The sequence below is a fragment of the Ferdinandcohnia salidurans genome (assembly GCF_042680725.1).
In the GTDB taxonomy this organism is placed as follows: Bacteria; Bacillota; Bacilli; order Bacillales; family Bacillaceae_L; genus Ferdinandcohnia; species Ferdinandcohnia salidurans.
Map to the genome: position 1 here is coordinate 62,361 of NZ_JBHUEK010000031.1, position 12,971 is coordinate 75,331.

Consider the following 12,971-nt stretch of genomic DNA (forward strand, 5'->3'; position numbering starts at 1 on the left):
ATTATTAAAGGGCCTGACCCCCCACCGTGTTAACGCATTGGGGGTCAGGCCCCAAAAAAGGAAAGGGGTTACGAAGATGAGAAGTTATGAAAAGTCAAAAGCGGCATTTGCAGATGCAGTGCATCTAATGCCAGGTGGTGTAAACAGCCCAGTTCGTGCTTTTAAATCGGTAAATATGGATCCAATCTTCATGGAACGTGGGAAAGGCTCTAAAATATATGATATCGATGGAAATGAATACATAGATTACGTTTTATCATGGGGACCGCTTATTCACGGTCATGCGAATGATCAAGTGGTTGAAGCACTTAAAAAAGCAACAGAAATGGGAACTAGCTTCGGTGCCCCAACTTTAGCAGAAAACGAACTTGCAAAGCTTGTCATTGAAAGAGTGCCATCAATTGAAATCGTTCGGATGGTTAACTCCGGTACAGAGGCAACGATGAGTGCGTTACGATTAGCTAGAGGATATACAGGTCGTAGTAAGATCTTAAAATTTGAAGGCTGTTACCATGGACACGGTGATTCTTTATTGATTAAAGCTGGTTCAGGTGTAGCTACTCTTGGTTTACCTGACAGCCCAGGAGTCCCTGAGGGAATAGCGAAAAATACCATTACTGTTCCTTATAATGATTTAGAGGCTGTAAGATACGCGTTTGAACAGTTTGGAGAAGACATAGCAGGAGTAATTGTCGAACCAGTTGCAGGAAATATGGGTGTTGTTCCTCCACAGCCAGGATTCCTTGAAGCACTTCGTGAGATTACAACCCAAAATGGAACATTGCTCATTTTTGATGAGGTGATGACTGGGTTCCGTGTGGACTATAATTGTGCACAAGGATATTATGGTGTCACTCCTGACCTCACTTGTCTTGGTAAAGTAATAGGTGGTGGACTCCCTGTAGGCGCATATGGTGGCCGCGCAGAAATTATGGAGAATATTGCACCAGCTGGACCAATCTATCAAGCAGGAACCCTTTCTGGGAACCCATTAGCAATGGCTGCTGGCTATGAGACTTTATCACAGCTGAAACCAGAAGACTACACTGAATTTAAAAAGAAAGCTGATCGACTAGAAGAAGGGCTTACACAAGCAGCTGAGAAATACGATATCCCACACTGCATCAATCGTGCGGGTTCAATGATTGGATTCTTCTTCACTAATGAAAAAGTGATAAACTATGAAGTTGCAAAAACATCTAATTTAGAGTATTTTGCATCCTATTATCGTGAAATGGCAAATGAAGGAGTATTCCTTCCACCATCTCAATTTGAAGGACTGTTTTTATCAACAGCACACACTGATGAAGATATTGAAAAAACGATTCAAGCAGCTGAAAAAGCATTTTCTAAACTAAAAGCTTAACTTTATTGAGACGGATTTGAACCCGCCTCAATAAAGTTAAAGCCTCCGGCGGATGCCACAGATTTTCAAAGGAAGCTTTTCGAGCAAGCTCGAAAAAATCTGGGCGCAAATACGCCAAGGCGCATTTGATTGATTAAATATTAGGACAGACTCAGTAAACGGACTGAGTCTGTCTTTTTATTTACGGAAATTATCATAAATGCTTATGATTTATCATAAAAATTGTAATGTCATAGTAAATCTGTATAGAAGAGGACTGAAAGGAGGAGTAGCTATGTCTGAAAACTTACGATTTTCAGTAGAGGAATCAGTCTGGTTTCAAAAGGGACAGGAAGTCTCAGAGCTCATCTCAATATCTCTTGACCCAGATATTGTGATTCAAGAGCATGACCAATATGTGTCCATACGCGGTGCATTACAACTAACAGGTGAATATCGTATAGATGAAAACCATTCCGAGGAGGAAGAACGCGATTTTGCGTCGGTTCGCCTTGTGAATGAAGTGATCACAAGAGAAGATGGGATTAGTGAACTAAACCATCGTTTCCCAGTCGATATTACAATTCCACAAGATCGTGTACAAAGCCTCGATGATGTATATGTTTCAATTGAGACGTTTGACTATGAAATTCCAAAGCGTGGCTGTTTACAAATTATTGCCGATTTAGCAATTAGCGGTATCCAAGGTGTTACTCAGGCGCCTAAGGAGGATGCTGTTCAAGAGACAGTAAAACAAGAGGTGCAAGCCCCAGTTGTGGCAGAACAAGAAGCAGAAGAAGAACTGGAGCTTGTAAGAAGCATTCCTCCTGAAGAAGTGGAAGTGGAAGTTCAGGTGGTTTCAGAACAAGTTGAAGAAGAAAAGCCACAAGAGCAAGTAGAGGTAGTGCTACAAGAAAAAGACGAAGTGGTGCTACATAGAGAGGCTCAAGAAGAGGAACAAATAGAGGAACAAGCAGAGGTTATTGCTGTAAGTGAACAGCAGGATGAGGAAGAAGATGCTGATTTATTTGTTCCATTTGAGGTAGAGGCAAGAAAAGAAGTATATCTAGAACAAGAGGAACCTGAGGAAGAAGAGGAAGTTGATGTTGTCGAAGCGATAGAAGAAGAAGAGGTTCATGCCGTGTTAACCCCTTCAATCGAAGTGAAGGCAAGACATGATAATCAATTATCCTTTGGGTCTGATAATCCTAATAAGAAAAGCTCTACTGCCGTCCAAGAAAAAGAAGCAGGGAAAGATCAAAGAGAAGAAAAGACTGATGAGCCTTCAAAACGTAGTGAAAATGATTTATTATTAACCAAAATTTTTGGTAGAGATGAAGTAGATGACCACACCACTATGAAAATTTGTATCGTTCAACACGGAGATTCGTTAGAAAAGATTTCAGAGCGGTATGATATCTCCGTACAACAATTAGTACGAGTAAATTCACTTAATACTGATTCCGTCTCTGAAGGCCAGCTTTTATACATCCCTGTTCAAGCAAATAGTTAAGAACATCAATAGGGTGAGGAAAACCTCACCCTGTTTTCTATATGAAACAAATGATCAAAACAGTTAGGAAAGAGAGTGATTGGCCCAATGGAAAATAACGATGCTAAAGAAATAGGGCCCATCTTAAAAAAATACAATCTACAGCCCTTATCTTTTGAACAACTCGGGAAAGTTACAAAAGTAGTGACTAACAGAGGAATTTTCGCTTTAAAATCTGTATCAAGTAAAATAAACCCTTCCTTCCCTACTTTCCTTCAACAATTATTGCAACAGGGCTATACAAGGGCAGTGCCCATCTACTCTACCATCGAGGGGAAATACCTTGTCTATCATAACCATAAATTCCACTACCTAATGCCTTGGTTAAAATCCACGACCACTGAACACCGTGGAGAACATTATCATTCCTTTTTTAAAGAAATTGCAAGGATTCACTTAACAACCGCAAGAAAACTACAAATGAACGATGAAACTGAGATTACAGGGCATTATGAATCAATCGTTAAGAAATGGGATGAACGGAATCAGTTTCTAGAAGGTTTTGTTGAAGCTGCCGAACAAAAATGGTATATGTCCCCATTTGAGCTTCAATTCTGTACGTATTTTTATGAAGTAAGTCTAGCAGCCTCATTTGCAAGATCACAGCTCGATAAATGGCATGAGTTAATGAAAGAAGAAAAAGCATACCGTACCGCATTAACACTTAATCATTTTTCAGATACACATTTATTATATGATGACAGTGGAAGAGGGTATCTATCAAATTTTGAAAGGGCTGGTTTTGCAAACCCTACGAATGATTTAGTAAGCCTCTATTATCGAATTTTAAAGACCTATCCGACTTTGTGTACGGATTGTCTTGAATGGTATGAAACGTATCAAAGCCGTTTTCCTTTACGTGAAGAGGAGTTCTATCTCTTTTTAAGCCATTTAACTTTCCCTGAGCCAATCTATAAATGTGTTCGAAATTACATTGAAAATAATCAGAAGAAACCAGAGCGAGAGCATGTCAAAGTATTACAACGAGCCTATTGGCTGACTAAAAATATTGAATTTGTTTCAGTCAAACTCTTGGAAGCCGAACAAAAAAGAAAAGAAAAAGAGGAAGAAGAAGAATCCCATACGGAGTAAAGTATGGGATTTTTTAGATCATGTCGAGGTGAAATGCAACTGCAAGTAAAATTAATATGGCTAAAAAAAGCACATCAAATGAGGTGGGTATAAAGATAGTTCGAACCGCTTGAACGATGGTGATGGGGATGATAAATTGGTGGCAAACATCTCTACATTGTCGTACCCAATGAGGATAAGAGTATTTTCTAAAACGGCGTCTTCTCATGCTTTATCTCTCCCTTCAAAGAAATCCTATAATTAAACTATGCTTGGAAAAGCAGAAAAGTTCCTGTCAATTCAGATTGAAAATTTTGTAACAAATTAACTCTAAGAGAATAAAGTATAAAAAACTTGGCTACCCTTATTGACAATACCTATTGAAATTCAACAAAATAAGTAGTAAAATTCTTTAAAGAACTTAACTTACATACCTATAATGAGTACATACGATGACAGGGAAGAGTACATTGAGAACACCTTCAGAGAGAGAAATCATTAGCTGTGAGATTTCTTAGGAACGTTACAATGGAAGGTCGCCCTTAAGTAGCTTTTATGAAATGAAGTAGTAAAAGCCGGTGAAAAGCCGTTATCTTTTCTTGAGAGCATAGATTAGTTTTTTATCTATGAAAAAAGGTGGTACCGCGAATAGACTCCATTCGTCCTTTTATTAGGATGAATGGAGTTTTTTATTTATTCAGCCGAAGCTGAAAAATAAGCCTCCGGCGGATGTCACAGATTTTCAAAGGAAACTTTTCGAGCAAGCTCGAAAAAATCTGGACGGCAAATACGCCAAGGCGCATTTGATTTTGTTTATTAGTTTAAGGAGGAACTCAAATGGAAGGTAATGAAAAGACTTTATCAACTAAGTATGATCCGCAAGCCATTGAAGCGGGACGTTATCAATATTGGTTAGAAGGTAAATTTTTTGAAGCAAAAGATGATGCTGAGAAAAAACCTTATACGATTGTTATTCCACCACCCAACGTAACAGGGAAGTTACACCTAGGTCATGCGTGGGATACAACTCTACAGGATATTCTTACTCGTATAAAAAGAATGCAAGGCTATGATGTTTTATGGTTACCGGGAATGGACCATGCCGGTATCGCAACCCAAGCAAAGGTCGAGGCTAAACTACGTGAAGAAGGAAAATCTCGCTATGACTTAGGCCGAGAAAAGTTTGTAGAAGAGACATGGAAGTGGAAGGAAGAGTATGCGAGCCATATTCGTGAACAATGGTCTAAACTAGGTCTTGGACTTGATTACTCGAGAGAACGTTTCACTCTTGATGAAGGACTTTCTAAAGCGGTACGTGAAGTATTCGTTACCCTATATAAAAAAGGTCTAATTTATCGCGGTGAATATATCATCAACTGGGATCCAGCAACCAAAACAGCTCTATCTGACATTGAAGTCATTTATAAGGATATTCAAGGTGCATTTTACCATATGCGTTATCCATTAGCAGATGGAAGTGGGTCTATTGAGATTGCAACGACTCGACCAGAAACAATGCTAGGTGATACTGCAATCGCTGTTCACCCAGAAGATGAGCGCTTCAAGCATTTAATCGGTAAAACGGTTGTTCTTCCGATCGTTGGAAGAGAAATTCCGATTGTTGCTGATGATTATGTTGATATGGAATTTGGATCTGGTGCTGTTAAGATTACACCAGCTCATGACCCGAATGACTTTGAACTAGGGAATCGTCACAATCTTGAACGTGTTTTAGTTATGAATGTAGATGGAAGCATGAACGCAAATGCTGGTAAATACCAAGGAATGGATCGCTTTGAATGCCGAAAACAAATAGTTAAAGACCTTCAAGAAGAAGGCGTGCTATTTAAAATTGAAGAGCATCTCCATTCAGTAGGTCACAGTGAGCGAAGCGGGGCAGTTGTTGAGCCATATCTATCCACACAATGGTTTGTAAAGATGCAACCATTAGCAGACGAGGCAATCAATCTCCAATCACAAGAGGAAAAAGTTAATTTCGTTCCAGAACGTTTCGAAAAAACATATCTTCACTGGATGGAAAACATCCGTGACTGGTGTATTTCACGCCAATTATGGTGGGGTCATCGAATTCCAGCATGGTACCATAAAGAAACAGGAGAGGTTTATGTTGACCATGAGCCACCAAGTGACATCGAAAATTGGGAACAAGACAATGATGTTTTAGATACTTGGTTTAGTTCTGCATTATGGCCTTTCTCCACAATGGGGTGGCCAGATAAGGAAGCAGCTGATTTTAAACGCTACTACCCTACAGATGCTCTAGTAACAGGCTATGATATCATCTTCTTCTGGGTATCAAGAATGATTTTCCAAGGCCTAGAATTTACAGGAAAACGTCCATTTAAAGATGTTCTGATTCACGGTCTGGTACGTGATGCAGAAGGTCGTAAAATGAGTAAGTCACTCGGAAATGGTGTGGACCCAATGGATGTTATCGCCCAATATGGAGCCGATTCATTACGTTACTTCTTATCTACTGGAAGTTCACCTGGCCAAGATTTACGCTTTAGCATGGAAAAAGTTGAAGCAACATGGAACTTCGCCAATAAGATTTGGAATGCATCACGTTTTGCATTAATGAATATGGGTGACCTGAAGTTCGAAGACATTGACTTTAGTGGAGAAAAATCTGTTGCTGACAAATGGATTTTAACTCGCCTAAATGAAACAATCGAATCAGTAACAAAGCTTGCTGATAAATATGAATTCGGTGAAGTTGGAAGAGTTTTATATAACTTCATTTGGGATGAATTCTGTGATTGGTATATTGAAATGGCAAAACTACCATTGTACGGTGAAGATGAGCAAGCAAAGAAAACAACAAGATCGATTCTTGCATATGTCTTAGACAACACGATGAGATTGCTACACCCATTCATGCCGTTTATTACCGAGGAAATATGGCAAAACTTGCCGCATAATGGCGAATCCATTACTGTAGCAAAATGGCCGGAAGTGAATCAGGAATTATCTGATGATCAAGCAGCCGGGGAAATGCGACTATTAGTCGATATTATTCGCTCTGTTCGAAACATCAGAGCAGAAGTTAATACACCTATGAGCAAACAGATCAAGCTTCATATTAAAGCGAAAGACGAAGCAGTTCTTTCACAATTGGAAAAGAATCGTTCTTATTTAGAAAGATTCTGTAATCCTAGCGAGCTTGTACTTGCAACTGAAATTACTTCTCCTGACAAGGCTATGACTTCAGTAGTAACAGGAGCAGAATTATTCCTTCCACTTGAAGGACTAATCAACATTGATGAAGAAATTAAGCGTCTAGAAAAAGAACTAGATAAACTTGATAAAGAAGTTGAACGCGTTCAGAAGAAACTTAGCAATGAAGGCTTTGTTAAGAAAGCACCTCAAAAGGTAATTGAAGAGGAACAGGCAAAAGAAAAAGATTATCTTGAAAGACGCGAAACAGTTCGTGAACGCATTTCAGAATTAAGAGGCTAAAGGAATGAGAGGCGAATCTATTATAGATTCGTCTTTCCTTCATTATTAAAGTTGAATGAATATATATGGAGGAACCCATATGATACATACGTACGAAGATGCTTTGTCATGGATTCATGGAAGATTAAGACTTGGTATGAAGCCAGGACTTGCGCGAATGGAATGGATGATGGAACGGCTCGGTCATCCAGAAGAAAAAATAAAAACGATTCATGTAGCAGGAACAAACGGGAAAGGCTCAACTGTTAGCTACATTCGCAATATGTTACAAGAAGCTGGATATAGGGTTGGAACATTTACTTCTCCTTATATTGAGACCTTTAATGAACGAATTAGTGTAGATGGAAAACCTATATCGAACGACGAAATTGTCACTCTTTTAAAGGTGATCAAACCATTAGCAGATGAATTAGAAGGGTCGGAACTTGGGGGTCCAACTGAATTTGAAGTAATCACGGCAATGGCTCTCTATTATTTCGGGGAAAACACGGATATTGATTTCGTGATAATGGAGGTTGGATTAGGGGGCAAGTTAGACTCAACAAATGTGATAACTCCTCTTGTATCTATAATCACGAGTATTGGATTCGACCATATGAATATTTTAGGGGACACCATTGAAAAAATCACCGGAGAAAAAGCGGGTATCATTAAGCAAAATGTCCCGGTCGTGTCAGCAGTTGAACAACAGGAAGCTATTGAGGTTATTAAGGCCAAGGCAAAAGAAGAAAATAGTCAACTGTATCAATTGGGACAGGATTTCTTTATTGTAGATCACCAACACAATAATGGAGAATCATTTACTCTAAAAGCAGATAATCAAACCTTTCATAATCTTAACATTTCCATGAAGGGCACTCATCAGGTACGAAATGCTAGTCTTGCAGTAATGGCGTTAAATATTTTAAAGAATAGTGAGATTGTACAAATCGGAGATCATGAACTTGCAGCTGGATTAGAAAAAACAAAATGGATTGGTCGCTTTGAAGAGATTTCGAAAGAGCCCCTTGTCATTCTGGACGGAGCTCATAATCCTGAAGGAATTAAAAGCCTTGTTGATACAATTCAGGCGCACCTAAAAGAGAAAGAAATCCACATTATTTTTAGCGCATTACATGATAAAAAACTTGATACGATGATTGGGCAACTTGAAGCAGTCGCTGATAACCTAACATTTACAACCTTTGACTTTCCGAGAGCAGCAAGCTCCAACGAACTATATGAAAATTCTTCTAAAGGCGAAAATATTGCTACGCTTGAAAACTGGAAGGATGCTGTGAAAAAGGGATTAGACAAAATAACAGCGGAAAAGAATGCAGTCCTAGTTATAACTGGTTCACTTTATTTTATATCAGAGGTTAGGGGATTTTTATTATCAAAATAACTGAATAGAGGCAAGATAGATGTGAAATAGATAAGAAAAGACTTTTCTTGTCTATTTTTTTACATGAAAATACAAATTCTGACGCGTCTTTATGTTTTTTCCTTTCCAATATAATTTAATAACAATATAATGGTGCTAAAGAACTAATAGTGAAGAGGGGGATGGAGGTTGAAGATAAAGAATCAAAATGGGATCACCTTAATTGAAATTCTCGCCTCCATCGTCATTCTGTCAATTATCATTATGTCAATCACACCAATGTTCATACAATCATCTAGGGCTAATCATCTGTCGAAAAATATAACAGAGTCAACTTATCTTGCAGAATCCGAGATGGAAGAAATCATAAATCTAAATACAAATTCTAATACACCATCATTAAATAATCTATCAAATAAAATACAAAATAAAGGGTACCAAAGTGACCCTTCATGCACTAACTGTTATGGAATATCAAAAGAAGGTCGTTATATTCTCGTGCAAATTAATGACATATCAACTGATCTCGGAAAAATTGTGATGAAAATCTATAGAGATACATCTAAAAGAGAGCTTGAATCCCAAATGGAGATGATTATATCTTGGAAAAAATAGTGGGTGTTAAAAAATGATAAAGTCCGAAAGAGGTGTTACTTTAGTTGAACTATTAGCCGCCATTTCACTTCTTTCAATCATTCTACTTCTAGCTAGTTCTGTTCATTTATTTGGACAAAAACAAATGAATTCACAATCGGATGAGGTACAAAAACAATCACAAGAAAGACTAGCGGCAAATCTAATTACAAAAGAAATTAGAAAAGCAAAAACTGTCGAGGTGAAAAACCCTAATCAGTTAACCGTTAATGATACAGATACTTACAAACTAGAAGGAACGACAATTAAGAAAAACAATGAAGAGTTTATGACAAAGATAAACGGTTTTTCTGTTACAAAGAATGGAAATCAAGTTAATTTAAAAATTGGGAACCTGCCAGAAACCACTATTTATATACGAGAATAGGCGTGATATTTTGAAAAAACGGACTTCATTCTTAAATAATGAAAAAGGTGTTGCCCTAGTTATGGTACTGTTAATCCTAACTGTCGTTACTATATTGGGCCTAGCACTAATGGGACTTACATTGAATAATATGAAAATGAGCTCCAGTGAAAGAACCTACCAATCTACTTATTATATTGCTGAATCAGGCGTTACATATACGTTGGATAAGGTGAATAAGAACATCGTACATATTTATAACGACTCAACAAATAAAACCACTTTTTTTTCAAAAATTGATAGCATGATCACGGATATTAACAATGAACTACCTTATACAAACTTTGAAGAAGCTTTTGGACATCAACCAGAAGCAAAAATACTGATTGAAAAGATTGGGAATCAAAATGCCAACGCAAGCCATCACGATTATAAAATCACATCGATCGGAACAATCGATAATCGGTCACGGACGGTTGAGAAACAAATCCGCATCAAATGGGTAGCTAAAAGTAATGTAGAAATTCCTGATACAGCTGTGTTTGTTAAAGAGGTTATTGATTTATCAGGTGGGGCCGATATTTTTGGTGATGTCGGGACAAACTCATCTGCCCCTAAATCGGTTAAACTTAGCGGTGGTGCGAGTATTTCAGGAACGGTATATGTAGGTCCTAGTGCTGGAAATGACGTTATTGAGAAACCGCAAAATATGAACGTGGACTTTGAAATAGTTAATATACCATATATAAAAATATTTAACTTACCACAGTTTCCTGCATTTCCTAACAATCCAATACCAAAGAACAAAAGAATTTATAACAATAACAATAGTCATGACGTCATCTATAACGGATCATTGCGTATAAATGACTGGGTTGCTAACAATTATACTTTAAATCTGACGGAGGATTTGCAATTCAATGAGATTTATATTACTTCGAATAATACATTAAATATTGATATAGGTAGTGCTGATCGAAATATCGTTCTAAATCATTTAAATGTTCCAAATGGAAAAATTAATATAATTGGAACAGGAAAGCTTACCTTTTATGTTAATAACAATATTACAATGGGTGCAGGCAGTGTTATTAATACCACAGATGAGATTGAAGATATTAAAAAGAAGAATGAATCAACAAGAGCGGAGCTTATCAAAGAACAAATTAAAAAGCTTGATATTTTTTATAAGGGCCCTAGCCTAGATATGTCAGGAAGTCAAAAAATATACGGTTCGTTATATGCACAACATGCAAACATTTCGCTGACTGGAGGATCTGGTTTTCAAGGTCATATTATTACTGGTGGTGGAAAGATAGACATTAGTGGAGGAGCTAATGCTATAACTCAAATCTTCTACGCACCAAATTCGAATGTAAATATATCAGGTGGAGGCACCATTATAGGTAATATTATTTCTAAGAACTTAACCATCTCTGGGGGAGGATCGATAACATATAATAATGTTTTAGATGATGATATTCCCCCAATCTTTGGTGGGTCAACGGGTGCTATATCATCAAAGGATATTCTCTCAACAGAACCAACTAGAGAAAAATAAGTATATAAATGGGGCGAACTGCCCTATTTTTTTATGCTTTAGAATCCAGTTTGAAAAAGTGACAAAATGTATGAATTAATTACAAATATCGTGTAAATCTTCTTTAGTATTTTCCTATTTTCATATAAAATGATAGGTGAAGAATAGGTATTTTTTACTATAAAAACATGCGTTTGAATCTGGGGACACTACAAACAAAACATACAATTAGTTCGAAATAAAAAGCTACATAAACAGTTGAAGGGGGGACAACATGCAAAAATTATTCTCAGTAAAAATATTCAGCCTGCTAATTAGTTGTGTTTTACTGTTATCACTTTTTTCAACTGTTGGTGCAAGAACATATCATGCATTCTTTGCCGAGGATGTATTCAAAGAAGGAACACTGATTGGCCCCGTGGATGTTTCAGGCTTGGGTGAGGAAGATGCAAAAGGCATTTTATTATCAGAGATTGAAAACTGGTATGAGATAGGTGAACTTTCACTTGTATCTGGTGATAAAAAAATGAAGTTGAACAAACGTGAAGTATTTAGCTTTCATATTCTTGAGAGTATTGATTCAGCGGTGGATGGCATCCAAAACCCCCTTCTTACGGATTTAAAGGATGATCATTTTGAAACAGTACTTACAGAATTAACATTGATGGAATTACAGGATTTTAAGGCTGAAGAACTTAAATCTGGGATCTTAGCTCCTGCCTCAAATTTACATCCTGGTGAAATAGAAATTAAGCTTGATCCATTTGTAATTGTTGATGATACCAATGTAATATCACGATCGGTTATTGATCATTTTGACGATGAGAGTGAAATAGTTAAATGGGTTAATGAGTTTGGAGTTGTACATGTACCTGCAAACAAGCCATTTTCATTACTTACCTTATTATCTGAAAGTGGCACAACAAATCACTATTCAGACCAAGCATTAAGTGTAATCGCTACAGGAATATATTCTTCTGTACTACCGTCAAATTTTAAAATTATTGAAAGACATATTAGTGATGTGCTTCCCTCTTATGCTGATTTTGGCTATGAGGCTAAGATTGAAAACAAGAAAAAGGATTTAATTATCTACAATGAAAATCCTTACGATTATAAACTGGTTTTTTCATTAACGGACGAAGGGTTAGAAGTCCAACTCGTTGGTGCTGAGTTCCCACAAACAATCAAGGTCTCCATAGAGGATGAAGAAACCTTTAAACCAAAGATTATTAAGCAATATGATAGTACCCTTCCTAAAGGGAAAATGGTTGTCAAGCAAAAAGGTAGTACTGGTCAAGTGGCAAAGATTTACCGAATAATAAGTGAGAGTGGCCAAGTAGATCAAAGAGTGGAGATAACTGAGGATTATTATCCACCAATCCATACAATTGAAGCTCATAGTATTATCGTTCCGGAACCATCACCCAACCTAAATGATTCAGATTCAGAAGAAAATGGAACTAATTTAGAATCAAATCCTCCTGGAACTAATAATGGAACAGAGGGAGAAGAAAATAACAATGAATCGGGAAGTGAATCTCAGGAAGAAAACGAACAAGAAAATACAGATTTATGGGAAGATCCTGATCCAATGCATTTAATAAAATCTTAGGAAGG

General features: G+C 37.3%; 10 protein-coding genes and 1 other annotated feature. Of the genes, 9 read left to right on the top strand and 1 reads right to left on the bottom strand.

The genetic code is table 11. From position 1 onward, the window contains the following. Window positions 1–76 precede the first annotated feature (76 nt). The 3 genes from hemL (at window position 77) to ysxE (ending at window position 3,989) form a co-directional block, all read left to right on the top strand. The gene (gene hemL / locus ACFSFW_RS20845) at window positions 77–1,366 is read left to right on the top strand and encodes a glutamate-1-semialdehyde 2,1-aminomutase (RefSeq protein WP_304217619.1); all 1,290 of its coding nucleotides are present in this window, start codon (window positions 77–79) and stop codon (window positions 1,364–1,366) included. 274 nt (window positions 1,367–1,640) lie between these two features. Continuing rightward, the gene (gene spoVID, locus ACFSFW_RS20850) at window positions 1,641–2,858 is read left to right on the top strand and encodes a stage VI sporulation protein D (RefSeq protein WP_304217616.1); all 1,218 of its coding nucleotides are present in this window, start codon (window positions 1,641–1,643) and stop codon (window positions 2,856–2,858) included. Window positions 2,859–2,945: 87 nt separating this feature from the next. Further along, window positions 2,946–3,989 (top strand): spore coat protein YsxE, encoded by a 1,044-nt coding sequence (ysxE, locus tag ACFSFW_RS20855; protein WP_304217614.1) that lies wholly within the window; start codon window positions 2,946–2,948, stop codon window positions 3,987–3,989. A gap of 13 nt (window positions 3,990–4,002) precedes the next feature. Here ysxE and ACFSFW_RS20860 read toward each other — a convergent pair whose 3' ends face one another. Beyond that, the gene (locus ACFSFW_RS20860) at window positions 4,003–4,197 is read right to left on the bottom strand and encodes a YszA family small membrane protein (protein WP_304217611.1); all 195 of its coding nucleotides are present in this window, start codon (window positions 4,195–4,197) and stop codon (window positions 4,003–4,005) included. 214 nt (window positions 4,198–4,411) lie between these two features. After that, window positions 4,412–4,638, top strand: a binding site (T-box leader). Window positions 4,639–4,805: 167 nt separating this feature from the next. Between ACFSFW_RS20860 and ACFSFW_RS20865 the strand changes: the two genes are divergently transcribed. The 6 genes from ACFSFW_RS20865 (at window position 4,806) to ACFSFW_RS20890 (ending at window position 12,966) form a co-directional block, all read left to right on the top strand. After that, entirely contained in the window at window positions 4,806–7,448 is a 2,643-nt protein-coding gene (locus ACFSFW_RS20865; RefSeq protein ID WP_304217609.1) for a valine--tRNA ligase, read from the top strand. A 79-nt stretch (window positions 7,449–7,527) separates the two neighbouring features. Next, window positions 7,528–8,832: a bifunctional folylpolyglutamate synthase/dihydrofolate synthase gene (locus ACFSFW_RS20870; RefSeq protein ID WP_388041085.1), complete on the top strand. Its 1,305-nt coding sequence runs from the start codon at window positions 7,528–7,530 to the stop codon at window positions 8,830–8,832. Between the two features lie 168 nt (window positions 8,833–9,000). Continuing rightward, window positions 9,001–9,426: a type IV pilus modification PilV family protein gene (locus tag ACFSFW_RS20875; protein WP_304217603.1), complete on the top strand. Its 426-nt coding sequence runs from the start codon at window positions 9,001–9,003 to the stop codon at window positions 9,424–9,426. Between the two features lie 13 nt (window positions 9,427–9,439). Next, window positions 9,440–9,832, top strand: coding sequence for a prepilin-type N-terminal cleavage/methylation domain-containing protein (locus ACFSFW_RS20880; protein ID WP_304217600.1), 393 nt, complete (start codon window positions 9,440–9,442; stop codon window positions 9,830–9,832). Between the two features lie 10 nt (window positions 9,833–9,842). Then, window positions 9,843–11,372 carry a pilus assembly PilX N-terminal domain-containing protein gene (locus ACFSFW_RS20885; RefSeq protein ID WP_304217597.1) on the top strand — a complete coding sequence of 510 codons (1,530 nt, stop codon included), beginning with the start codon at window positions 9,843–9,845 and terminating at the stop codon, window positions 11,370–11,372. A gap of 253 nt (window positions 11,373–11,625) precedes the next feature. Then, the gene (locus ACFSFW_RS20890) at window positions 11,626–12,966 is read left to right on the top strand and encodes a G5 domain-containing protein (protein WP_304217594.1); all 1,341 of its coding nucleotides are present in this window, start codon (window positions 11,626–11,628) and stop codon (window positions 12,964–12,966) included. The last annotated feature ends 5 nt before the right edge of the window (window positions 12,967–12,971 follow it).